Source organism: Sphingobacteriales bacterium, assembly GCA_016706405.1.
Taxonomy (GTDB): Bacteria; Bacteroidota; Bacteroidia; order Chitinophagales; family UBA2359; genus BJ6.
In genome coordinates this window covers 633,330-657,699 of sequence record JADJJT010000001.1, presented here as the reverse complement: position 1 = coordinate 657,699, position 24,370 = coordinate 633,330, and the positions used below count along the sequence as shown (strand labels likewise).

Sequence of the window (24,370 nt, the reverse complement as noted above, 5' to 3'; positions counted from 1 at the left end):
GCTGGTCGGTTTTCTGTGTTTCCCTATGTTTTATTCTTCTCCAAAATAGTCGCTGTCAATTTTTTTAAGTTCATAAGTCTGTTGTGTCGCACATCCAAGATTGTAGTCAATCATTAGTTGAGCCAACTGTTCACCGTCTATGAGAACAATTTTTGTTTCATTTCTCGGTGTGTATTCCAATGCTTCCTTAGTAAAGTTTGATGTCGTGATGAAAATTCCCTTTTTAGCCCCTTGTCCGGCAAGTGCGCCAACAAATTTTTGAAGTTCTGGTCGTCCAACTACATTTCCTGGTTTCCAGCGTTTAGCTTGGATATAGATAATGTCAAGTCCGAGTTTATCTTCTTTTATTGTTCCGTCAATTCCTTCATCACCGCTTTTGCCCATTGCTTTTCCTGCGTCCTTAATTGAACCACCATAACCCATTTTTACTAAAAGTTCAACTACAAGTCGCTCGAAAAAAGCAGGTGAGAGATCAACAACTTTGTTAAGTAATTCAGAAGCCAATGATTTTCTTATTCGTTGATAGGCCTTGTCCAAACTCTCTTCAGGTGTCTGTTCATTGTTTTCAATTAAGGTTGTTTCATCTTCTTCTGTCTCGTTGTTGTTTCTCGAAGCGTTTTGAAACTCTAAAAATGCAGGAAATTGTCTTAAATATTTTGCGTCAACTCGGTCAGGATTTTTCGCTAAAGTCTGCCTGCCAAGGTCGGTAATTATAAAAGTCGCTCGTTTTGGTGAGTCAAGTAGTCCTGCCTTTTTGAGATATGTTTTAGCCCAGCCAACTCTGTTGTCAAAAATTGCTTGGTTGCCACTTGCCAAGAGTTCTTTTCTTTCATTGTCTGATACTTGAAATTCAACAGCCAAACTTTCAATCAAGTCCCTGTATTTATGTTCTTGTCCGTCCGCAACAAGTTTGAGTATTGGAAGCATTAATGATTGGTAGTCTGGTATCATATTTTCACTTTAAACTTTGTTTGATTTTTTGTTTCGGTGTCGTCTTACAAACCCCAGCCTGCCTTAAAACTGTTAATTTTTGACAAATTTAAGTTATAAATTTCAAATTGAGGCGATTTGGGGGCTTGTTTTTTTGCTTCCTAAATCTTTAAGGCAAAAAGGGGGTACATTTAGCCTTAAAATGAGCCCTAAAAACGCGAAAAATTCAAAAACAGGATTTTAATCTTGTTTTGAATATATCATGAGTCAAAATATTGAATAATCGAAGCGAATTATGGTCTGCTATTATCAGTCGTACACCAGCGGCTGCTTGAATACAAAGGCAATATTACTTTGGTAAGATAGCGATAACGCCGAAATAATCAATCCGGAATAAATGCATCCGGAAAATTACAGTATTCGTTTAAAAACGCATCGCCCTAACAGCAATATTTAAAGCGATGTGTTTTAAGTTTAAAGTCGTACAAAAAAAGAAAAAGCGGCATTTTCTTTTTTTTACTCTTTACCAGTACTGCCAAAGCCACCCTCACCGCGTGTCGTTTCGCTGAGTTGAGTGGTAGGCTGCCAAACAACCGTTTCGTGTTTGGCTATAACCATTTGTGCCATACGCTCACCGGGTTGTATTGTAAGCGTTTCATTTGATATATTGGCTACTAATATTCTAATTTCGCCCCTGTAATCGGCATCGATAGTGGCGGGTGCATTTGGCATAATTAAGCCCTTTAGTGCCCATCCGCTGCGCATACGCAATTGCATTTCGTAGCCTTGTGGCAGGGCTACGTGTAAGCCTGTGGGCACTAAGCCTCGCTCTAACGGAGGCAAAATCATCGGCTCGGCTAAAAATGCTCTTATGTCCATGCCTGCCGCACCATGGGTGGCATAGTTGGGTAAAGGGTTGTTGCTGTTGTTAATAATAGGAACTGATAACAAAGTTGACATATTCAAAGCGAGTGTATTTATTATAAGTTAGCTATTATTTTTTGTAATTTAAAATGGTTTCCTTTACAATAAAACCTGTTTTTGCACGGTCGGGCCATGTGGTGGTTGCATCAATAGTTTCGGTGTTTAATACCCATTGTTCGCGATAAACTTTACCTATATTTTTGGCATAAACGGCCAAACTATATACTTTATCTATTAAGTTTTCTTGGTCTGTTTCGAGGATGGTGGTGGTTTGTGCGAAAGAATTGCCGCCTATTGTTTTAGGTGTATTTATATTTTTACAGGTATATTTCCAGTTTTTATAGCTGGTTAGGTTGTCGTTTTCTACATCTAAATAGGCATTCCCATTCCAAGTAGTATTTTCGGTGATTGGAAAAATGAGTTTAATAAAGCGCAACTCCCCTTCCATCCGTTCGGCTTGATTGCTATCGCGCACAGCGTACCATACTACTGGGGTTAAATTTTGCCAAGGCAATGTGTCGTTGGTACGGCTAAAGCGTTTAATAGTATAGGCCAAGCGTCCGGTATTATCAGTAAATGTGTCGGCAACTTCTTCACGTAAATAGCTGGTGCGATTTGCTTTTCCATCCGGAAGAAAACTGCTGTAAATAGTAGAGTCCACACGGTACTCAGCCCAAAATCCGGATGTTAAAGGAAAGTATTCAAAACCAAAATCTATGTTGGTATTTAAAAATTCATCTTTACAGGCCGATATAAATAGTAATACGCCGATGATTATCATTAAAGCGGCGATATTTAAAATGCTCCGCATGTATTAGTTATTTTTTATTTAAAAAGAATATTGGGTTGGTGTATAAATAATTGATATTAAATTATGTTGAATATTTATTGGCATTTTTAAAGCAATTGTTATGGCTATTCGCTAACGTCAAAACTATTTTGAATATGTCCGCCGCATACTACATCGTTGTCTTCATAAAAAACGGCGCTTTGGCCGGGCGTGATGGCATCGACCTGCACATCGAAAAGGCAATTTAAGTGGAGCTGTTCTGGTTGTTTTTGTTGTTGGTTATTTTCGTTTTCGTTCAAGGTGGCGTTCTCGGTATAAAATTGATTTACCCAGCACGGTGCTGCTTGATGATGTGCGCGTATTTGGCCATTTAAATGCATGCCATCGTTTGGCAAAGACTGGTATTTCATCATATTGACGTTATAAACAGTCATTCCGTTGCGTTGCATTTCATTCCATTCGCCTAAAACAACGGTATTTGTGTGCGGAATTATTTGGGCAACATACATGGGTGTGCCAAAAGCTAAACCTAAGCCTTTGCGTTGGCCAATGGTATAAAAGGGGTAGCCTTGGTGTTGGCCTAAAATTTTGCCTTGTCGGTTTACAAAATTGCCCCCGGCCACCTGCTCGGTTAGTCCGTTGACGCGGCGTTTTAAAAACCCGCGGTAGTCGTTATCGGGAATGAAGCAAATTTCGTAGCTTTCGGCTTTTTGTGCTAAGTTTTCGTAGCCCCAATCGCGGGCCATTTGGCGTATTTGGCTTTTGTGGTAATTGCCCACCGGAAACATGGTTCGGGCAAGGCTTTCTTGCGGCAGCCCCCATAACACATAGCTTTGGTCTTTGTGGGTATCTAAGCCGCGCGAAACAACAAAGCGGCCGTTGGTGTGTTTGCGCAGTTGGGCATAGTGGCCGGTGGCAATAAACTCGCAGTTTAACGAGTTGGCACGGCGCAGTAAAGCAGCCCATTTTATGTGTGTATTGCACAAAATACAAGGGTTGGGGGTGCGTCCGGCAAGATATTCTTGTACAAAATTGTCAATAACCCAGTCGCCAAACTCCTCCCGAATATCAATAATAAAATGATGAAATCCCATATCGACCGCTACCTGGCGGGCATCGTTAATTGAGTCTAAGCTACAACATCCGGTTTCTTTTTTTGAGCCGCCCGCAGTTGCATAGTCCCAGGTTTTCATGGTAATACCTACTACTTCATAGCCTTGCTGGTGCAACATTGCCGCTGTTACAGTACTATCAATGCCTCCGCTCATGGCCACTAATACTCTGCCATTTTTACTCATATTTTTGTGCTGCTTAATTACGTATTGGCCAACAAAGGTACAAAATTTAAGGCAATTTTATTTGGCAGGAAGGTCTTGAATTATATCATCCGGAATTTTATTCAACAATCCGGAGGAGTTGTTTTTTTACCTGCCGTCTTCGATGGGTGGAAGATTTGCGTTTTTATTTCCGGAATGGCTGCGAACAAACTGAATACTATCAGACAGTTGCATATTAGAACTTAAATTTATTAAACGTTCTTTTTTTCCATCAAAAACGCTAATTGCGGCGGTATTGGGTGGGCGTTTGCCCAAATTATGGGCATACATAATTAGTTTATTTTCCTTGTCGGCACTCATTTCGAGGTGCAATACTTTTTTATCGGTACGCAGTGCGTATTTTTTTAATACCCATTTGCCATTAAAATACAACGAAATTGTGTCGTTGTCTTCATATTCCGAGTCCCAAACCATAATGGTAACTTTGTTGCCTTCGACTGTTGCTTTTTGTGATCCGGTTAAAATTCGCTTACCTATTTTTGTGGGAACGCCCCGGGCGTCGTAAAGAAGTTTTAAGGTGTCTATTTCCGGAACGTAACGTGTGGTTGAGGCATCGGGGAGGTTGTCGTTTTCAAATATTTGTTTCCATTTGTACATTTTAATTTGGTCATCGGCCCCGGCGCTTAAAATAGCTTTGCTATCGGGCGAGAAGTTTGCATTTAGTACTTCTTCGCGGTGTCCGGTTAATATTTGAATAATGGTGTCGCGTGCGATGTCGTATAATACTGTTTGCGCCGAGTGGCTTAGAACTAGTGCATACTTGCCATCGCGCGAGTATTCAATTTTGTCGGCACGGTGTCCGGGCTGTAAGTTAAACAGTTTGCGTGTTTTTTGCCCTGTTTTAACGCTCCATATATGAAAACTGTTTGATTCTGCCGAGCAGGTTGTAGATATGAGGGTATCGCCGGGAGGAAATTTAATGTCGTGAATATGGCGACTGCACCCCTGTATATTTTTTATTAATTGTTCGGTATTAGTATTAAAAACTGCAATGCTAGTGTCGGTAGCTAAGGCAATATGCTCGCCTTTGCTACTTGCTGCTGCTGTTTGTATAGGATGTTTAAATTGCTGTACAATTTTAACGGAATTGGGGTTTTGAATAAAATTTACCACATATAGTTTTTTAGAATTGCCGCCAAAAAAAAGTTTTTTTCCGGAGTTGTCGAAAAAAGCAAAACTGGCATTTTTCAGTTCTGCCAACTCGGGCAATTTGCTGGCATTAAACAACTCTTTGCTACTGGCTAAATCCCAAACAATAGTGTTGCCAAAACTGTCGCTTCCTGAAACGTAGCGGCTGTTGGGGTCGAATGCAACGGCATTTACCCGGCCTGTTAAGCCGCGCAAAAGGTTTAAAATATTGCCTTTTTCGGCATCGCGCACTAATACAGTGCCAATTGCGTTGCCGCTAGCAAAACGTTTACCGTCTAAGGTGTATTGCACACAGGTAACATCTTGTTGGCCTTCGGTAAATGCTCTAAAATCTTCAAATTTTTGCGCAAAACCGGTAATGCCAGCAAACCATCCGGCAATAAAGAGGCAGCGTAGCAACAAGGCAATATTACAATAGGACGCGGTAGTGGTATTTTTCTTCATAATTAAATTAACAAAATAGAATACTATAGCAATAGCAATTCCTTAGTTTTATCTTAAAAAGAACCTCAATACTTGATGTTTTTATTTTTGGGATTGATTTTATATAAAACACAGATTTTAGGTTAGATGTTTAAACATTAACTTCGTTTAAGAAAACAACTATTATTAAGCGCCATTACACAATAATAAATATATTTTTTATTTTGTTTTATATAAACGTGTATAACTGAGACCATGTTTTATGAACGCTAAAATATTAAAACAAATTGTATTCCACTGCAAGCAATTATTAAAAAACAAAATAAAAAACCCCTGTGAAGCTACCCATAAATATTGGGTAATCCACGCAGGGGTTGTCGAAAATTAACAAACAATTGGCTTGGTTAGATTGCAAGTTCTATTATCAGTTGTTTGTAATTAATTGCTTTCTTTTTTTATTGACTTTATTCTTCGTCAAGAAGGTTTTCAATTTTGGTTTCGGTGCCCTGGTTATTTATGGGGCGTTCGCTTGGCAAAAAAGCGTTACTAAAAATACTCAACACAAATAATGCAATGGCAAGCGTCCAAGTGGCTTTTTCTAAAAAGTCGGTGGTTTGTTTAACGCCGCCCATAACTTGCGATGCCCCACCTGTAAACCCAGCACCTAAGCCGCCACCTTTGGGGTTTTGCACCAAAATAATAAGCATAATCAGTACGGCAATAACGACAATAATTAAGGTAATAAAAATATACATATTATAAATTAAATTTTATCTAATAGCACATAAAAAAAATAAATTATCAAGCAAATTAGCTAATTAAATAGCAAAATTAAGCATGTTTTAGCAGTTATCTGCTAAAACTATACCAATTTATTGCGTAATTCTTCAATTCGGACTGCAAAGTAACGTCTTTTTTCTGGAAATTTCAAAATTAATTGTTTATAAATTTTGATTGCCTCATCGTAATAGCCTTGCCGGGCATAAACTTTTGCCAGCCTTTCGGTAACAATTCCTGTGGGCGACAAATCCGCTTCTTCCATATTTTCTTCGTTTTCTATAGAATTAGGCTCATCAGTTTTAACTGGGTTTGCCTGCATATGCAAAACTTGTTTGTAATTTGCAATTTTTTGTTGTAATGCTAATAACAAGTCTGGGTCTTCTTCTAAACTTTTTTGCGCCGCTGCCTCAATGGCCTCATTATTAGGAACCGGCTCAACAGGTAAATTCGCCGATTCGTTTTCGGTTGTATTAAGCAAATATGCCTGCAACTCGGCCAAAGCTTCTTTTGAAATGGCTTCGGTATGGAGGGCTACGGAATCGGTGTTCTCTTCCTCAATATCCGGAGGATTAACTTCGTTTGCCAACTGAACTTGTTCTTCTTCTTCTTCTTCTTCGGTTTGATTATTTGATAATTCGACCTGCAACTCGGCCAAAGCTTCTTTTGAAATGGCTTCGGTGTGGAGGGCTACGGAATCGGTGTTTTCCTCTTCAATATCCGGAGGATTAACTTCGTTTGCCAACTGAACTTGTTCTTCTTCTTCTTCTTCTTCGGTTTGATTATTTGATAATTCGACCTGCAACTCGGCCAAAGCTTCTTTTGAAATGGCTTCGGTGTGGAGGGCTACGGAATCGGTGTTTTCCTCTTCAATATCCGGAGGATTAACTTCGTTTGCCGACTGAACTTGTTCTTCTTCTTCGGTTTGATTGTTTGATAATTCGACCTGCAACTCGGCCAAAGCCTCTTTTGAAATGGCTTCGGTGTGGAGGGCTACGGAATCGGTGTTCTCTTCCTCAATATCCGGAGGATTAACTTCGTTTGCCGACTGAACTTGTTCTTCTTCTTCTTCGGTTTGATTGTTTGATAATTCGACCTGCAACTCGGCCAAAGCTTCTTTTGAAATGGCTTCGGTGTGGAGGGCTACGGAATCGGTGTTCTCTTCCTCAATATCCGGAGGATTAACTTCGTTTGCCGACTGAACTTGTTCTTCTTCTTCTTCGGTTGGATTGTTTGATAATTCGACCTGCAACTCGGCCAAAGCTTCTTTTGAAATGGCTTCGGTGTGGAGGGCTACGGAATCGGTGTTCTCTTCCTCAATATCCGGAGGATTAACTTCGTTTGCCAACTGAACTTGTTCTTCTTCTTCTTCTTCGGTTTTATTGTTTGATAATTCGACCTGCAACTCGGCCAAAGCTTCTTTTGAAATGGCTTCGGTGTGGAGGGCTACGGAATCGGTATTTTCTTCCTCAATATCCGGAGGATTAACTTCGTTTGCCAACTGAACTTGTTCTTCTTCTTCTTCGGTTTTATTGTTTGATAATTCGACCTGCAACTCGGCCAAAGCTTCTTTTGAAATGGCTTCGGTGTGGAGAGCTACGAAATCGGTATTTTCTTCCGCTTCTTCTGTGTCGGTGCTAACCTCCTCAATATTCCGATGATTAATATTATTTGATAACACTGCTTGCAATTCGGTGAGTGCCTGTTTAGCAATATCAGCGATATTTAAGTTTTCGTCAACATCATCATCGTTTATAGTATTGATAAATTCCAAACTCGAGTCATTATTTAATTCGGGAATAATTGGTGTTGGTTCTGTAGTGTTGCTGCTTTGATTATTGTTTTCTGTTTGCACCATTAAATCATTGCTCTTAACTTCGGGTTCGTCATCATTTAAAGTAATGGTTGCGGGCGGATTAGCGCCAAATTTTTGTACTAAAACCTCTATTTCCTGTTCGAGTTGTTCGGCGGTTTGTTCAGTGCTTGCCGAAGCGTGAAGATGTAAAGCGGTTAAAGGCAATTCTTCATCCGGAATAAAATTTGGGGTAGTGGGTATAATAACCGGCGAGATGGCAATAGTTGCATCTTCATGTTCGTCTAAGATCGGTGGTTCGAATGGTTTATTCTCAAGGTCAGAAATAGTATTAGAATTAAGCAAAGTGGGGTGCAAGAGCCTAAAAAGTATTTCGCGGTTTTGTACTACTGTGGCGGCACGGCTTAACACGCTGCTGTGTTCGGCGTGCATTATTTTTTGTGTTTTGTAGGCAAGCAGTAGATGTGCGGTTTGAAAATACGGGTACGAGCTTGCTAAATGCTGTAATTCTTCAAGTGATATTTTATCAACTTGATTCAAGTTGGTAATCGTCTCCAACAGTTGTTGTTTATCCATGAGTACTTGGGCAAAATTTAATGTATCTTTTAGCCTGCCAAATTAGGTAGAAATTGGCATTGCTTGTGTATGATTTTTGTTTATTTTTTTTATCCGGATGATACGGAATGTTATTTTTGTAATGAAGTAGGGTTTGCTTTGCTTTAAGGTTGTTTTTCAAGTCAGGTTTAAGAGTTGTATTGGCATATCAATGGTTTTAACTTTGTTTTCGGGTGTGGCTTCTTTTACAATGGCTTCGTAAACATCGCGCCAGCCTTGCCATTCGTTTCGGTTGCTTAGGGTGTGGTTATGCCAAATGGTACTAAAAATACCATTTACAGCTTTCACTTGTTCTATTAATGGCAAAACTGCGGCAAATGCTTGGTCGGGTTTTAGTTGTTGGTATTGTTGCAGGGTTACATCCATAACGGTAAACGGAAAAATTTTCAGTTTTGTTTCCATTTCAAGGGTTAGGTCGTAAAAAAAGAACGAGCTACAAGTACTGGCCCTAAAGCCCGGTTTTTGTGGATAACCCATTGTATAATCTTTATTTATGGCCAGTTCAATTAAATTTTGGTAGGTATTTGGCAAGTGTAGTTTAATGTAATGTTGCCGGCTTCGTTTAATTTCTTTGCGCAAAACAAATTCTAAATTAGTTGTTTCGGCTTGCAAAATTCGTACATCTTTGTTTGAGTTATAAGAGGGATGTATGCCTACCTCGCTAAAGTCGGCAATCCGGCAAATCAGTTCTTGAAATTGCAGGTTCTCGAACGAAATATTTTTATCGAACTGCGCATACTCGCAAAGCAAAATAAAATAAACTGGCTTAAACCGATATTTTTTTTGAAGTTCGAACTGCCAGTTAAAAGTATCAAATGGGTCGGTTTTTAGCCTTAGCAATACTTTGGTGCGCTCAAGTATAGCTTGGTAATTTAGCAGGCGGGCATCTTGCAGATAGCCGCCAATTGAGCGCAATAGGCCCTTGTTAGCATAGGCATAGGCAAGGTCAATATCGTAAGTTGGTATAAAGCGGTATCCGCGCTTGGTTACAGGTAGTTGTGGATAATAACGCAGCAAAATTGCCCAAAGCCAATGCGCCCAAATGTCAATAACGGGTTGGTGTAAAAATTGCTCGTGGTAAGCAAGACTTTCTTCGGCAGGGTATCGGCCATGCTGGTCGGTTTTATGTGGCAAGTACTCTTCGTAACGTGTAATTAAATAAAACGTGGCGGCAAACAGGTCAAATGGTAAATCAGAGCTGTTTTTGGCGATATAAAAAATAACAGTATCGCGGTATCGTTCAATTTTAAAGGTTTGAGGTTTAATACCGCGTTCAAAAAGCAAAGGTGCGGCATAAAAAAACAACTCGTCGGCAATGGGTTTATTGCTGTAGTTTAGTTTAGGTAGGGTGCTGGCAGCAAAGGCGTTTTGGTCGGTAGTTAGGGTAATTTCTATGCCCAAAAAATGCGTTAAAATGTGTTTAAATACATACTTAACACGATTGGTAATTTTTGGTGTATATACAAGTAACATTTAAATTAATTAAACTAACTAAACTTATTGTTTTTTTTAATACGAATATTGTTTTACTTTGGTTGGTTGTACCGTTTGTAACTTAAATACAGGTTTCAATTAATAAATACACGCACGAAACAACAAATATAAACAAAACATTGCAACAAAACTATGTATCTAAATTATTTTATTCAAACCAATTGTTTGAATAAAATTTTTAAATGTATTTAATTGCCCTGCTACCTACATTTTTAAATAGACAAATAAACTTTTACAAGCAAAAAAAGTCAATGGCATAACAAGTTTTGCTATTACTTCGTTTAAAAAAAAAACTTAATTTTGTACTTTCATACCCATAAAAATTATATTTAATCATGTTTTCAAAAAAACTTTTTTTTGTATTTATTTTATTTTTAACGGCCATTAACACCTCTTTTGCTCAAGGTTTTGATTACGCCTCGGTTGATAAATTTAGCGACGATTTAAACTTGGCTATATCTGAAAACCGTTTGCTTACCAATAATTTGCAAATTAACCGCACCAAGTCTCCAATTGCCGGAGGTATATACAGCGAAGATATTTATTTTTATTATGCAATAGACAATGGCCGGGTAGTACTTAAAAAAATTATTTCGAGCATTAATTATGCTTCGAGGGTAATTTACACAGACTTTTTGTTTGACGATGCCGGCAACCTAATTAAATGCAGTTATAACCAAGATGCCACCCGCGATATGTACGACCTAAGTGTTAAACGCATCCGCACTTATTACCTGACGCGCCAACTAAAATACGTAAATTCAAATGGCGACACTTTCAACGAAGCAACTTTTACTACCGAGCATGTACAAGCGGGTATTGACGGCATGGCGCGTGGCGAAAAATATAAAGCGCTTTTTGATGCGATATATAAAGTTCAGGAAATACCCAAAAAATAAGTTTGCCCTAAATTACAGAAAAAACAATACCTCTCCTCTCCGGATGGATACTTGGTTAGATTTAAACAAAATCAAAGCCAAACAATACAAAACGATCTGCCTGGTTAAGTTTGTTTCCCTTACTTAATTTGCTCTCTTAATAATATTGTTTGGCTTTTTTATATGCCTAACAAACTTGCAAAAAACCAAAACACAGCAAGGCAAACAGGCAAAATGCCATTTTAAATTGATTAATTAATACATAACCGGCCCAGCGGCTATTTTACTGCTATTGGGCTTGTATAGGTTAAAGTCGGCAACTGTTACGTTGCTGTCGTAGTTACAGTCGGCGCGTGCATATTGGTTAATAAACGAAGCCTGCAAAACGTATATATTAAAATCAGTTACGGTAATTACCCCGTCGGCATTTATGTCGCCGGCAAACATGGCATATTTGCCATCGCCCATATTTTTAAGTTGGTTTACGCCCATGGCTTTATTTACGTTATTAGTAAAATCGTAGGGCGTTGGGTTGGTGGTGCTAACAGGTTGTGCCGATATAACAGGTAAGTGGTTGCGCGATCTTACTACAATATAATACGATTCACCATAATTGATATTGTTAAACAAAAGCCCATCCGGATGATTTAACCCGCGAACCTTGCCCGTTTTTAGCAGCCATCCGGCTTGTTGCGCAACTACATTATACGCATCGTCAGCATCGCGCAGTTCAACTAATACCCAGTCACACACATCGGCTGGAATATTGCTTATATTATTTACCCCTTCGGTGCCTGCATAATTAAATGGGCTTATATTAAATGGCTGCGTTAGTGGCGTTAAGCCCTTAGTGCGCAAAGTATTGCCTAATTGCTTCGAAATATTATTGTACGGCCCCTCAAGCAATACCGTTGTGCCAACCAATACCGACTCTTTAGGATAAGCTAAAATAGAAATATCATCAAAATAAAATCCGTCGGCCACATCGTTTGCATCGCTTACCAATTTAAATCTTATTTTTAAATTACTAAGCCCCGCGTAGTCATCTAAATTAATTTGCTCTTTAACCCAAAAATTTTGGTCAGCATCGTAAAGGGCTTGGCCTTGTTGCTGGTTTTTGCTGCCGGGTTTGGTGTAGCGTCCACAAAGTGGGGTATAGGTAGTGCCTCCGTCGGTACTAATTTGAATTTGAACATAGTCATAAAATGCTTCTAAATTCCATTTGGCATAAAAGGTTAAGGCAGCGTGGTCGGCATTAGTAAGGTCAAATGTGGTGCTAAAAATGGCATTACTATTGGCACTGTTTGCATAGTTTTGGTCGGGGCTATCGGTCATACACCAGGTTCCGGTATAAGCCGCTTCGTCGGTTACAAACCATCCGCCCGTCCAGTTAAGGTAGCTGCCAATTGAGCCGGTGTCTTTAAACACAACCGTAGGTTTATAAATTAAAGTGGTCGTATCGTCAACCAAGTTATAAAGGCCGTTGTGTAGTTGTACGCGGTAGCGAACCCGCTCGCCGGGCTGGGTAGTGGGTTTTAATGAAAACGGGAAACTGAACAGTTTGGTTTCTAACAAATTAAGTGTGGCCGTTTGGGTAGGGTTGTTTATTATTTCAATATTGTTTGATAGAGGTGTTAGGGTAACTGTAAATGGCAGGTTATTTTCAAGGCCAAGCCTTTCGAGGCGCATTTCAAAAAATCCGGAATTATTGGCAATTTCAAACTTCGATAGGTCGTGCAAGACGCCGTAATTACCGGCCATTAATGCCGCCATATTGTTTAGGCGCACATCGGTTTTACAAAGCGGTACAATATCGTTTTGGGTTGGCCAAAATCCGCCCATTGCCGATGTGCCAGTTTCGGGGGTATAAGCAAAAATAACGGGTTTAGTGGTTTGTTCGCCGTACATCCAGTCGTCGCTGTCGCCGTTGGTATAATAGTTTACAGTTTCTTTACCGGTTCCAAACTTAAAGCGGTTAAACCATGCCACTTGCTCTGATTGGCGGCGGTGGGCATCATAATCGGGGCTAATGGCGTTGGCGGCGTAGCCATACGGGTAAATAAAATAATTTCCGTAGGTGTGGTGGTTTAGCGCCACTCTAAACTCGTTGTTGTTACACAGGTCGCGTATGGCTTGCGTTTCGGGCTCTGAGAAGGCCGATGTGCCGCGGTAAGTATCTGAAATGGGGTTGCCCGATGAGCCACTGTTATCGTAGCCCCATTGATAGCCATAGTTTCGGTTTAAATCAACACCAAAAGTACCACCGCCGTTGTCGCGTCGGTTTTTGCGCCACATGCCGCCGCCGCCCGGGTTGTTATTATAGTTGTAATGGTAGCCATCGGGGTTAAGGCAGGGCACAAAAAACAGTTCGGTATTATCAACCAAGTTTTTAACGTCTGTATTGGTACTGTAATTTTCGAGGAGGTACCACATATAAAATATTAATTGTGTGGCCGACAAAGGCTCGCGGGCATGGTGTACGGCAGTATATAGCACTTCGGGCTCGGTTTCGTTAGTGCCGGGGTTGTCGCTAATTTTTACAAAGTAAAGGGTGCGCCCCTCGTTGCTGGTTTTGCTTAGTGCTGCTTTAGTGGTAATAAGGTTGGGGTAAAGCGCTTTCATATCGTCTAATTGCTCGTACATTTCATCTAAGGTGTAAAAGCCGCCCATTGAGCCATAAACAAAATTGGCGGGCGTTGAATATTGGGGCGCATTGCAACCGCTGGCAGTTGGTTCGAGTGTTTTATAATTTTGATTATTGCCCGAGTTTGGCGGTGCCGTTTGTTGCTTGTGGTAGTGGTCTAATAAATCCGGAATTATAATTTTGTAATTTAATCCGGATGCTTTAACCAACAATAATTCATGTTCAGATATATCAAGCGTTATTGTTTTGTTTTGTTTATCGTACTCGGCGCCACATATAAGGTCTATACCAAGCTGGGCTAAACGGCTTAGGTCTTCGGTTTGGTTGGGCACGTATATTAGCACTTTGCTGTATATGCCTACAGTATTGCTGTGGTTATGTATGGGTAAGGGTATAGCAGTGGCATTTGCACTATTTTGCTGGGGCTGTGCTTTTACAACTGTTTGGGCTTGGGCAGCCACTGTTTGGGCTTTTAATGTAGCGCCATAGTTTGAGTTTAGCAGTATGAGTGCAAGGGCAATAAACCAAAAACATATAAATTTCATAAAACAAGTATTAGTTTGATGCTCCTGTTAAAAACACAGGCAAGCAAACAGTAAATTGGTTTTTTAAATATAGAGCGTACCTGAGCAGCCACTCAACATAAATTCTGCTCAAATTTATGAACTTTTATTAAACAACGTTTAATCATTTCTATCGTTTCATCCACAATTTCTTTTTTTGTTCTAAACGCCAATATAGCAATTCTAATAACAAAGCGGTTATTGATAATCGAAGAACTTAAAAACACCGCACCATCGGCATGTATTTCGTCCATTAGCAATTTGTTTTTTTTATCGGCCTCTGTTTCAAAAGGATACCAAAAATAGCTTGCAGACAAATCTGGCTCGGGACCTAAGCAAAAACCAAGTGCTTTAAGTTTGTTTCTAAAATATTTTACCAACAATAGTTTTTCCTCGAGGCAGGCTATAAAAGGTTCAATGCCATGTAATTGCAGCGGCAGCCACACCCTAAGCCCTCTGAAATGTTTGGTTAATTCCGGAGAAAGATTAGCCGGGCTTTTAAGCATTTCTTCATCATGGGCAACATCTTGCATATAGTTTGCCGTATAGTAGTTTGAGTGTAAAACCGCATCGCTGTCTTTTACCAACACGGCCCCTACGCCGTAGGGCAAAAACAAACCCTTGTGCGGGTCAACAATTAGCGAGTTGGCTTTTTCAATGCCTTTAAAAATGGCTTTTTTGGTGGCGGTCATAATAAAAAAACCACCATAGGCGGCATCCACATGAAACCATATTTTATACTTTTGGGCTATTGCGGCTATTGCCTCCAAAGGGTCAACGGCGCCGGTATCGGTAGTTCCGGCGGTAGCCACTACTAAAAACGGGTACAATCCGGCTAAAATATCTTTCTCTATTTGGGTTTCTAACAAATCGGCCTTTATCCGATGCCTGTCATCTAAGGGTAAACATCTTATTATTATATCTTCTAAACCTATTATGCGCAGTGCTTTTTGTGTTGAGTGATGAACTTGCTCGCTTAAATACACAACGCTTTTTGGTATGCGTTCATTTTTAATTTTATGCCTGTCGCGGGCGGCGGTAAACGCAATAAGGGTAGATATAGAGCCCCCTGACGACAAACAGCCAACGGCATTTTTAGGGAACGAAAAAACAGATTTTAACCAGTTGACTACCTCATTTTCGAGGGTAGCTGCGCCCGGAGAGGCAAAATATACGCTTGCAAACGGGTTGGTAACGGCGGCAATAAAATCGGCAAGGGCAGCACTAAACACGCCACCGCCCGGAATATAGCCCAAATGTTTGCCCGATGCGGCATTAATACCTGTTTCGGCAACTTGTTTTTGGTATAAACTAAGCAGCTCGCTTAAGGGATGTTTTTCGTTGGTTATTTCGAGCGAATTGGCATCTTTATTCCGGAAGGCCGTAACAGTACCAAGCCCTTCAATAAACTGGTTGGCGTAGTTTACAACACTGTTTATCAATTCTACTCGCTCGGGCTCTGGTGGGTCAAGTTGCCGGCTAAGTTTACTTAATTCGTTTAATTTAAGCGTTATTGCTTCGTTGCTCATCATACTTAACAAGTAAAAAACTGGTTTAAAGCAATTTGAGTGGGCAAAAAACGGCACGCTCAACTTGCTAATTAAGTGCGAGTGTTTTTTTACCTAAACCACTCTACCGCGCCATAAAAAATAGCAAGCCATATTAACCCTTTGACCAGAAAAAATAAAAATCCGGCTACCCCAAGCCGTTTAAACCAAGATATGATGTTCTGCTTATTCATACTCAAAAATAAAATTAGTTAAAATATTGTATGGTTTTTGCAAAATATTTGACCACTGATAAATTAAATTGACAAGTTTTCAGTTTTTACCCGCCTTAATTAGCAGCTAAAACATCCGGAAAAAATTATTTTTAGTTATGGCTGCAAGATACAAATTTTTTGGCAATTTTTGCTCATTACAGGCTCAACAAAATAGCTGCAAGTTGTTTAGGTTGCGAAAAAAATGGCGAATGCCCTGCATTAATTTCAAAGGTTTGGTTAACCCGAGTGCGTTCTACCATTTTCTTTTGCAGCTGGTAGGTTATCGTGTTATCAAGCGTTGTGTGGATATAAACTTTTTTCACTTTTCCAAATTTGCTGTCCGACAGGCTCAACGGCGTGCCAACGGGCGCATTTGGCTCTTTGGTAAGCAATGAGCCTGCCAAGTAAACATCTTCGGCTGAGCAGTCGTTATAAAATGCGTCTTTATATATTTCATTTTTCGGAATATGCCAGCCCTCTGGCTCGTTAAAAATTAAATTTGACACCAATAACGAGGCCGAGTCGGATAGTGCTGTTGCAACCATCGGCTCGCCATTAGGGATAAGAAAAGCGCAGAGATAAACTAATTGGTCAATTTTGTCGGGCATGCGCTCGGCTACCGCCGAAATTACAATACCTGCCCTGCTATGTCCAATAAGCACAACAGGTTTGTTGTATTTAGCCAACACGTTGCAAACGGCATCAACGTAGCTATCAAGCGTTACACTATTAATTGGCGTTGTGTCTTGTCCGTGTGCGGGCAAGTCAATGGCTTCAGAGGTGTTGCCGTTTTCATTTAACAAGGGTTGCATTTTATACCAGCACCACGAGGCGTGGAATGAGCCCGGAATAAAAACATAATGCCTTGGCTTTGAGTTGTTGTTCATGTTTGTTTATGTGTTTATGCGTGATAATTTTTATATATATATTGTTAAGATTATTCGCGCGCGGCTTGCTGTTATATAAGGCAAAACGTAAAAAACAGTACCCACTAACTTGCTGCAAATTACAAACTTTCTAAAAAATTAATAACCGATTCTCTTTCGGCTTTGTTCAGTTTTCTAAAACTTTCTTTGCTGTTTTCTGCTTCTCCGCCATGCCACATAATGGCTTCTTGTAGGTTTTTTGCGCGTCCGTCGTGCAAAAAGTTTGCATTTGGCCCCCCTACGGTTTTGGTAAGCCCAAGCCCCCAAAGTGGTGGTGTCCGCCATTCTTTACCGTTAGCTTCAAAATCGGGTCGGTTATCGGCTAAGGCATCGCCCATATCGTGCAATAAAAAATCGGAATAAGGATAAATTTTTTGATTGCTCAAAAAAGCATATTCCGGATGTTGCCCTGTAATATATTTGGGGTGGTGGCAGTTGTCGCATTTTAGCTGCATAAATAGGTTCTTACCGTTAATTATGGTGGGGTCTGTTGTATTGCGTCTTTGCGGCACACCTAATGATTGCGGATAAAAAGCCGCCATTTTTAAGGTGTTGGCATCAATTTCGGGGTCATCAGAGAGGGTGTCGGCCTGAATTTGTCCGGAACAGTTTTCTTCCGGATAATATGGGCTTGTAACACCCATATCCTGATTTGCGGCGGCGGCTGTTTGTTGTAATAAATTAGGTTGCCCTGCCTTCCATCCAAACCTTCCTATTGTTTTAATTTGATTTTTTTCATCCCAAACATAATTTGCCTTGCCCGATATGCCGTTGCCATCTGCATCATTCGGGTCGGCTAAAGCTAAAATATCACTTTCACTAATTGCCTCTACCAGCCCTAAACCTATTACGGGCGGTGCTAACCGCGGCGACATTAACATACCACCGGGAATGGGCACATAGGGATTGATAATAGAAAAAACGGGTTTAGACAGGGTTATTTGTTCACCGTCAATAAATGTTTTTATTTCCTGCTCTTCGTGCCAGGTTATTTGCGCCTCGGGGGGGGTTCCATAAATGGCTTTTGTTTGTAGTTGTCCACCATAATTTGGTGCGGCAAGCGGCCCGCCATGCGCATCTACGCCATCAATGCTTAACCGAAATAATAAGCCGCGCAACTCGTTGGGGTCGGTAGGGAAGGGAGAGCGGCCATTTGCGGTGTGGCAGTTTGCGCAAGCATTTTGGTTAAAAACAGGTCCCACACCACCGTTAATTAAATTAGGTGCTGTTACAAATCTAGATTCAAAAATTTTATCGGACTTTCGGTGAAGGTCTAATTCAGCTGTACTCAAATTGGCTGCTGGTTGTTCGAAGGCTTGTATATAGGAGCCCGAAATACTTGTTTGGCCGCCAAGATTAATATCTTCATCTTCTATTAAAACATCTTCATCGGGTTTGCACCCACTGAAGGCGCTTGAAATTAACAATAAAATAAAAATAAACTGTTTCATTTTGTTATAAATTTGAAATAGTTGGTAAAACTTCGCTTTGAAGTGTTTGTTGTAAGTTTCGCACTTTTTGCTGTGCATTTTCTACACTTGGTATAGCGTTAAAAATGGCCGAGGTAAATGTCCCTTCTATGTCTTCAATGGCTTTAATAGCATCGTCTATTTGTTGTTTAACTTGCGCATCTAAGGTAGTATTTTTTGCGGCAATAATATTAGAAATTCCTAATCCGGTTGTATTTTTATAAATGCCAATATAGATGTTTTTAATACTCCGGATATTGTCTGCAAAGTCTTGTTTAGAATTATTACTAAAGCGACTTTCCTCTAAACTTGCGTTTTGCTCGCTTAAGGGGTCGTTTATTTTGCCATTTGCCACCTCGTCGGCAATAGTTACCATGCCATTTACAATCTCTTCTAAGGCTGCCTTTTGCGATGGGTAAATGCTATTTGTTTCCCCTGCATTGATTACATTACTAATAAAGTTGTTTTGGTCGGGTTTCCATGCATAATAAAGTTGTTCGGTTGAACCAGCCAAACTTTGGGCACAAGCCTTTAAATATTCAAATTGGCGCGGCGTAAAATCGCTTATTTGCTTTTTACTGTCAAGGCCAAAAATCAAATATTCAATCGTATGAAACCCTTTTAGGGTGCCGTCTAATCCGTCAATATAAGCTTTTGTCAAAGGGCTTGCGCTGGCTAAAACCGCATCTAAATCGGGTTGGTTAACTGGCCAGCTATCTATGGCGGGGTCAATTCCTTGCTGGTCAACAGGGCCAAAAAGAAAGCCTTCCGACTGTTCCCATGGAACGCGAGCGTCTCGCCATGCCTGGCGGGCGGTTTCTAAGTTAGCTTCCGATGGTGTTGTTTCTAAAGCAGCTAAAGTTGTTACCAATGCTATGGTTTTAGCATCTAAGGCGGCATACGTGTCTAAAATAATATCGTTGCCCAGGTTTTCAAGTATATTTTTGTAATCTTCTTTGGTATCAACATCCTCTTTTTTGCAACTTGAAATGAAGACGATTGACAGGAAGACGGCAAAAAGGTAATTTTTTTTCATTTTTTTAAAGTGATTTATATATATATTATTTAGTTTAAAATTCAAAAGCAAAACCTGCAACAAATGTTCGTTCAAGCCTGCCGCCGTTTATGCTGGTAGGGGCGGGTGCGCCTACTTTCCGGATGGTGTATTGGGCTTTTAATTGAACATCGTCAATAATTTTATAGACTGTTCCAAATGTCCACGACTGCCTTTCCCAACGTGGATTATTAAAAATTAAGCCTTCGGTGGTAAATTGGGTGTCGTAGTAGTCAAAGCGCCCATAAATTAAGCAGTTTTGTTTAAAGTTTTTAGCCCACAAACCCTCTTTACCTATAAGTGTCAAACCCAGTTCGGCAAAGCCGCCAATAGCTGCTGCCGCTACTGGTGTTCGTTTTACATTCAAATTGTTCGAAAGATTTCGATTATTATTAGACAGGGCTTCGGAGTTGCCCATGGCACCATAAAACACCATGCCATTAATTGCCAAGGGCTTTTTGGTGTATTGAATATGCAGTTCGCCCAAGCCAATGGGTGTGTTAACTTTTAAATCGGGTTTAGGGCGATTGTCGGAGGTGGTTCGGCTGCCATAACCCGAAATGCCAATTAAAAAATTGTTGTTTGGGCGGTAATCCAAGCGTCCGGAAAGGGCAAAATTTTGGGCATTTACCATTTCAAAACGCATTTGATTGCCGCGCTTAATCCAGTTTGCCGAACTAAATGCACTATTGTCTAATCCATTTACAAGGGCTATATGGTATTGCCATTTATTTTGTTGTTTAAAGCCTCCTTTTAGCAATAGGCCATTTTCGGTCCAGTTTTCGGGTAAAATTTGCATTTCCATTTCCGAGGCCGTTGCCGTTAGGTAGTCGGTAGGCTCGTCGCGTTTGTACATTAGGGCAAAGGGTACTTTTATCCGGCCTATTTTTAGTTGTAATGCTGGGCGCAGTTCAAACTCAAGGTTCATTTGTTCCACTAATACTTCGCCACCTTTGCTCACTTCGTATTCAAATTCGCCAAACTCTTCAAAGCGGTCAAATTCAACTTCTACGCCTGTGCCGCCGTGTTCAAATTCAATTTCTGTGTTAAGTTTTATTTTGTTGTTCCACCGATAGCCAATTTCCAGCACAAAGCGTTCGTTGTCTATGGCGTTGCGTTTTACGCTGTCGGTTTGCCAGTTGTAATTGTAGTAATTCATTGCGCCATACCCCGACAAGGAAAAACGAGATAGTTTTTCTAAAAAAGTATTGCTATTGCCGGGCAATGAGTCTGTTTGGGCTAAGAGACCAAGTGGACACAAAAATAACAATATAAGACCTTTTTTAATCATTGCAGCATATTGATTTTCTGGCCGCAAATATAAAACTTTATTTAGACTAATTATAAATTAGTTGTTTTAGTGGCCATTTTTAAACAATTTTTTAGGTAAGCAGCAGTATCCGGAAATAAAAAAATGCCAAATAGGGCAAATCGCTTTGCATTGATACAAATCTGCCCGCCATGTAATCTCGTTTTTTCTGTATAGTACAAACCTTAGCGCCAGTACTTTTTTGGCCTCGCTATTTTGTTTGATATGATTTTATAACAAAAAATAATATGGGTATAAAAATTAGTGCTAAGGCTAAGGGCAAAAACCAAACTCCAAGCCCATTTGTATGCCCGTTTACATAGCGGATTGTTTGCAAGGCAATTCCACCAAAAACAAGAACAACCATAAGTTTTAAATACCTAACCAATTGGGTCGCGTAAGTGTATTGTTTTAGTGCGTTGTCGTTGGTTATGGTGGTCGGATAGTTAAAAGCGTGCGGAAATTTGTTTAGTGCTGTCAGTCCAACATAGAGAATAGTAGCAATTACGGGCAATATTAATATCATGGCTTTATGCCCAAACCCGTCTGCCTGCCCTGCCCCGTTGAAATGTGTCGGAATAGTGTCGGGCAGGTTTGTATAGTTTGTAAGGGTCAAAACCCAAATTGCCAAAATAAAAAGCCAGCCTAAAACTTCAAATGCCTTGTCGGTGGTGGTAAGTTTTAATTTTATTTTCGGTTGTTCGCTCATCTTGTTCAATTTTATAAAGAAGTTGTTTAAGAGTTAAACCACATAATTAACCACATAGACACATAGAATTTGTTTAAGCTTTAAAAGGCATGACAATTTTAAACACTTTATACTAAGAAACTATTTAGGTAAAAACAGGCTACAAAAGGTAAAATATATTTATAGATGGCTTAGTTTCGCAATTACTTCAATGGCACATAGTTCCTAATTAGTTCAATAAACTAATTTTTAAACAGCTTTATAGCAAATGGTTTAGGTGGGCTTAGGGGGCATTAATTTTCAAGTTTGTACCCGAAGGCAAATATTTTTCACTATTCCTACAAAATTAGCAAGTTTTACTTTAATATCCAAGCGTGCTAAACCGCGATTTTTAAAACGAGCAGGGGCAAAAAACCGTAGCTTTGTGCCTTGAACTTAAATTAAACAGCTAATTATGAAGGGGGAATTTTTTTACAAAAGCTTACAAATTGCTATTTTATTAATACTTGTTACCCATATTGCTAAAGCAAAAAGTGTTTGGGTTGGAGACGGTTCTGGTAGTTTAGTTGTTGATGATGGGTTTTTTACCTATGGGTTGTCAACTAACGACACAATTTTTCTTAATCCCGGAATTTATGACTATTTATTAATTAAAAATCACAGCAGCAGAATATATATTATTGGCTCGGACGATGTGATTATAGACTATAATGGAGGTTTGGGGTACAGTTTATTGTATAATAATGTAGATTTGTATATTGAAAATATAACTTTCCGCAACGGCGAATATAGAGGTTTGCATGTTGAAGGAGAATGTGACGGAAATGTAATAAAAAACCTCCGGTTCAGAAATATTCAGGATGTGCAGATGATATTTAAGGGTCTGCCCGATTATGACGGAACAGAGGCAACCAGAAGAGATAGTATAATTATTGATGGCATTGCAGTTGACAACTGTAATTATAATTCTATTGCATTACCCAACGCCTATAATTCGGTAGTTAAAAACTGTGTTATAGACAGCACAACGGGTACGCAGGGCACCGCAATTGAGATAAGTTTAGGCCGAGACATTGATATATTCAATAACACCTTTACCAATATCAATTTGGCCGGAACTGTTCATAACGGCGTTATTGTTATGTCAGGCGAAGGAAGAATATTCAACAACAGGTGTATAAATTATCAGGGCGATTTTATTCGGGGAAGGGCTTATTCCATTGACCGCGCCGATGCCCAGGATGTAGGAGAGTTGCTGGTATATAATAATTTTGTTTGGAACTCAAGAAAGTATGGTTTTATGGAATTTCAAATGTTTGATACAACAAGTACGAATACATACGGCCCCGGAACCGTTCATTCCGGAAGATTTAAAGCCTACAACAACACCGCCGGACGTTTAAGAGACATTGATTATGAAAAAGGCGGAAGCATGTTTTCATTATATACCTTTGACAGAAACGACCACGAAATTAAAAACAATGTAGTTATTTTTCCAAGAACAGATGCCCCTCCAGCCAACGTAAACAGCCAAACAACAGCTATTTTTAACAATATAAGTGGCACCCTTCATCAGGTTGATACCGCTAAAAATTTCTTTTTTACGGAGTAATGGACAAAAATTAGGCTATTTTTTAGACGCTTGGTTCAAGTGGACATTTTTAATGCTGTTTTTTTATTCACTTTTTTACATTATTCTTGAATATTTTATTTCTTTGCATGTCTGTAAAAACGGAAACAAGCTCTGCTGGGGAGCAACTTGTCAGGGATAAAACAGATGCTTGACGAAAATGTCTTATCAAAGGCTTACTGTATATTGTAAGCCTTTGATATTTTCAGAAAGCCCTTATACCTTTAAAAAACCCATCTATAAATTTCATTTTCCGTTTCATTGATAGGCCATTATGGTTTCTTAATTTGTTTTTTAAATCTGCGAAATGTCCATCAATAGCATTGGTTGTGTTAGGTATTTGAAGTTCCCTGTTATCGTGCCAAGTAAACAAACTAAGGTAAATTATTCTTCAAACTACGATAAGCACTTCTAAGCCTTTTATGCGTATAAAACGATTTGTTTGTAGTCGGATTTACAGTTCTCTCGTTTAGAAACACTTTCCATTTTTCAAGCCATAGCCCTAATGCTCCGACAAAGCTTTCTTTGTCTGTTTGCTTCATCAAATCTACAACATCCATCAGCTCTTGTGCAGCTTTTAGCTTTGGCTTACGGGTCAAATATCTTCGAATTATTGCTGCTTGATGAAACTGGCACATTTGAACAGGAATACCCTTAAACGACGCAATTAAGCCTTTTCTTCCGTCACAAACAATAGCCGAAATAGTAAAACCTCGCCTTTTTAACTCCTTAATTCCTTCTATATACAGCCCATTGGTCTCTGTCTTTACATAATATTTCAAAAGGTTTTCTTTGGTGTAGGCATCTTAAAAAGCATTACGCCAAAACCCCGCCCCCAATAGGTGGTGTCCATTAATACAACGACTACTCTACCTGTTTTTTTCGTAGCCACTATTTTAATCTTGTCTAACCGCCTTTGAATCGTTTTAACAGAACAATTATACTTGTGAGCTAACTGCAAATAGGTCTGTTTACCACTTTTGTATTCTTCCCATATTTGCTCGTTATTGATGCGTTGCCACCTAAAAATTGTTTCCCACAATGAGCACACTTATACAATTGAACTCCTTTTACAAGTCCGTTTTTCTTTACACACCTTTTACCACAGTAAAAGCATTTTTTATTCATAACCTTTGATTGTCCTCAAAGCTAACAATAGTAATGCTTTCGAAGGTTTTTAGCCTAAAAAATGTCC

The 24,370-nt window shown here is 39.6% G+C and carries 17 protein-coding genes and 1 pseudogene; 2 read left to right on the top strand and 16 right to left on the bottom strand.

The genetic code is table 11. From position 1 onward, the window contains the following. Positions 1–30: 30 nt before the first annotated feature. The 8 genes from IPI59_02625 to IPI59_02590 form a co-directional block, all read right to left on the bottom strand. Positions 31–951 (bottom strand): restriction endonuclease, encoded by a 921-nt coding sequence (locus IPI59_02625; protein ID MBK7526459.1) that lies wholly within the window; start codon positions 949–951, stop codon positions 31–33. A gap of 495 nt (positions 952–1,446) precedes the next feature. Further along, entirely contained in the window at positions 1,447–1,890 is a 444-nt protein-coding gene (dut, locus tag IPI59_02620; protein MBK7526458.1) for a dUTP diphosphatase, read from the bottom strand. Between the two features lie 34 nt (positions 1,891–1,924). Then, positions 1,925–2,665 (bottom strand): hypothetical protein, encoded by a 741-nt coding sequence (locus IPI59_02615; protein MBK7526457.1) that lies wholly within the window; start codon positions 2,663–2,665, stop codon positions 1,925–1,927. A 104-nt stretch (positions 2,666–2,769) separates the two neighbouring features. Next, positions 2,770–3,942 (bottom strand): tRNA 2-thiouridine(34) synthase MnmA, encoded by a 1,173-nt coding sequence (gene mnmA / locus IPI59_02610; protein MBK7526456.1) that lies wholly within the window; start codon positions 3,940–3,942, stop codon positions 2,770–2,772. 126 nt (positions 3,943–4,068) lie between these two features. Continuing rightward, positions 4,069–5,574: a hypothetical protein gene (locus IPI59_02605; GenBank protein ID MBK7526455.1), complete on the bottom strand. Its 1,506-nt coding sequence runs from the start codon at positions 5,572–5,574 to the stop codon at positions 4,069–4,071. A 443-nt stretch (positions 5,575–6,017) separates the two neighbouring features. After that, complete coding sequence (gene secG, locus IPI59_02600) at positions 6,018–6,308, bottom strand: preprotein translocase subunit SecG (GenBank protein MBK7526454.1); 291 nt, start codon at positions 6,306–6,308, stop codon at positions 6,018–6,020. 107 nt (positions 6,309–6,415) lie between these two features. After that, positions 6,416–8,719: a hypothetical protein gene (locus tag IPI59_02595; GenBank protein ID MBK7526453.1), complete on the bottom strand. Its 2,304-nt coding sequence runs from the start codon at positions 8,717–8,719 to the stop codon at positions 6,416–6,418. 156 nt (positions 8,720–8,875) lie between these two features. Then, the gene (locus tag IPI59_02590; protein MBK7526452.1) at positions 8,876–10,231 is read right to left on the bottom strand and encodes a polysaccharide deacetylase family protein; all 1,356 of its coding nucleotides are present in this window, start codon (positions 10,229–10,231) and stop codon (positions 8,876–8,878) included. Positions 10,232–10,587: 356 nt separating this feature from the next. Here IPI59_02590 and IPI59_02585 point away from each other — a divergent pair, with 356 nt between their 5' ends. Further along, the gene (locus tag IPI59_02585; protein ID MBK7526451.1) at positions 10,588–11,151 is read left to right on the top strand and encodes a hypothetical protein; all 564 of its coding nucleotides are present in this window, start codon (positions 10,588–10,590) and stop codon (positions 11,149–11,151) included. Positions 11,152–11,385: 234 nt separating this feature from the next. Here IPI59_02585 and IPI59_02580 read toward each other — a convergent pair whose 3' ends face one another. The 7 genes from IPI59_02580 to IPI59_02550 all read right to left on the bottom strand — a co-directional run bounded on the left by IPI59_02580 (position 11,386) and on the right by IPI59_02550 (position 21,566). Beyond that, the gene (locus IPI59_02580) at positions 11,386–14,319 is read right to left on the bottom strand and encodes an immune inhibitor A (protein ID MBK7526450.1); all 2,934 of its coding nucleotides are present in this window, start codon (positions 14,317–14,319) and stop codon (positions 11,386–11,388) included. A 92-nt stretch (positions 14,320–14,411) separates the two neighbouring features. Continuing rightward, on the bottom strand, positions 14,412–15,866 hold the full coding sequence (locus IPI59_02575) for an aminotransferase class I/II-fold pyridoxal phosphate-dependent enzyme (protein ID MBK7526449.1): 1,455 nt from the start codon (positions 15,864–15,866) through the stop codon (positions 14,412–14,414). A gap of 388 nt (positions 15,867–16,254) precedes the next feature. Continuing rightward, positions 16,255–16,986: an alpha/beta fold hydrolase gene (locus tag IPI59_02570; protein ID MBK7526448.1), complete on the bottom strand. Its 732-nt coding sequence runs from the start codon at positions 16,984–16,986 to the stop codon at positions 16,255–16,257. A gap of 119 nt (positions 16,987–17,105) precedes the next feature. Next, complete coding sequence (locus tag IPI59_02565) at positions 17,106–18,476, bottom strand: thiol oxidoreductase (protein MBK7526447.1); 1,371 nt, start codon at positions 18,474–18,476, stop codon at positions 17,106–17,108. 4 nt (positions 18,477–18,480) lie between these two features. Then, positions 18,481–19,530: an imelysin gene (locus IPI59_02560; protein ID MBK7526446.1), complete on the bottom strand. Its 1,050-nt coding sequence runs from the start codon at positions 19,528–19,530 to the stop codon at positions 18,481–18,483. Positions 19,531–19,564: 34 nt separating this feature from the next. Then, positions 19,565–20,809 carry an autotransporter outer membrane beta-barrel domain-containing protein gene (locus tag IPI59_02555; protein ID MBK7526445.1) on the bottom strand — a complete coding sequence of 415 codons (1,245 nt, stop codon included), beginning with the start codon at positions 20,807–20,809 and terminating at the stop codon, positions 19,565–19,567. Between the two features lie 259 nt (positions 20,810–21,068). Continuing rightward, a complete protein-coding gene (locus IPI59_02550) occupies positions 21,069–21,566 on the bottom strand; it encodes a DUF1648 domain-containing protein (GenBank protein MBK7526444.1) in 498 nt (165 codons plus the stop codon). A gap of 433 nt (positions 21,567–21,999) precedes the next feature. Here IPI59_02550 and IPI59_02545 point away from each other — a divergent pair, with 433 nt between their 5' ends. Beyond that, entirely contained in the window at positions 22,000–23,157 is a 1,158-nt protein-coding gene (locus IPI59_02545; GenBank protein MBK7526443.1) for a right-handed parallel beta-helix repeat-containing protein, read from the top strand. Between the two features lie 223 nt (positions 23,158–23,380). On the opposite strand, the pseudogene IPI59_02540 reads toward IPI59_02545, so the two are convergent. Further along, positions 23,381–24,187: pseudogene (locus IPI59_02540) on the bottom strand (hypothetical protein). Positions 24,188–24,370 lie beyond the last annotated feature (183 nt).

Bases quoted from the DNA above. Each gene is read 5' to 3' on its own strand.
- IPI59_02615 (MBK7526457.1), bottom strand. From the start codon at position 2,665: ATGCGGAGCATTTTAAATATCGCCGCTTTAATGATAATCATCGGCGTA.
- IPI59_02560 (MBK7526446.1), bottom strand. From the start codon at position 19,530: ATGAAAAAAAATTACCTTTTTGCCGTCTTCCTGTCAATCGTCTTCATT.
- secG (MBK7526454.1), bottom strand. From the start codon at position 6,308: ATGTATATTTTTATTACCTTAATTATTGTCGTTATTGCCGTACTGATT.
- mnmA (MBK7526456.1), bottom strand. From the start codon at position 3,942: ATGAGTAAAAATGGCAGAGTATTAGTGGCCATGAGCGGAGGCATTGAT.
- IPI59_02595 (MBK7526453.1), bottom strand. From the start codon at position 8,719: ATGGATAAACAACAACTGTTGGAGACGATTACCAACTTGAATCAAGTT.
- IPI59_02585 (MBK7526451.1), top strand. From the start codon at position 10,588: ATGTTTTCAAAAAAACTTTTTTTTGTATTTATTTTATTTTTAACGGCC.
- IPI59_02570 (MBK7526448.1), bottom strand. From the start codon at position 16,986: ATGAACAACAACTCAAAGCCAAGGCATTATGTTTTTATTCCGGGCTCA.
- IPI59_02590 (MBK7526452.1), bottom strand. From the start codon at position 10,231: ATGTTACTTGTATATACACCAAAAATTACCAATCGTGTTAAGTATGTA.
- IPI59_02580 (MBK7526450.1), bottom strand. From the start codon at position 14,319: ATGAAATTTATATGTTTTTGGTTTATTGCCCTTGCACTCATACTGCTA.
- IPI59_02625 (MBK7526459.1), bottom strand. From the start codon at position 951: ATGATACCAGACTACCAATCATTAATGCTTCCAATACTCAAACTTGTT.
- dut (MBK7526458.1), bottom strand. From the start codon at position 1,890: ATGTCAACTTTGTTATCAGTTCCTATTATTAACAACAGCAACAACCCT.
- IPI59_02575 (MBK7526449.1), bottom strand. From the start codon at position 15,866: ATGAGCAACGAAGCAATAACGCTTAAATTAAACGAATTAAGTAAACTT.
- IPI59_02545 (MBK7526443.1), top strand. From the start codon at position 22,000: ATGAAGGGGGAATTTTTTTACAAAAGCTTACAAATTGCTATTTTATTA.
- IPI59_02550 (MBK7526444.1), bottom strand. From the start codon at position 21,566: ATGAGCGAACAACCGAAAATAAAATTAAAACTTACCACCACCGACAAG.
- IPI59_02605 (MBK7526455.1), bottom strand. From the start codon at position 5,574: ATGAAGAAAAATACCACTACCGCGTCCTATTGTAATATTGCCTTGTTG.
- IPI59_02565 (MBK7526447.1), bottom strand. From the start codon at position 18,476: ATGAAACAGTTTATTTTTATTTTATTGTTAATTTCAAGCGCCTTCAGT.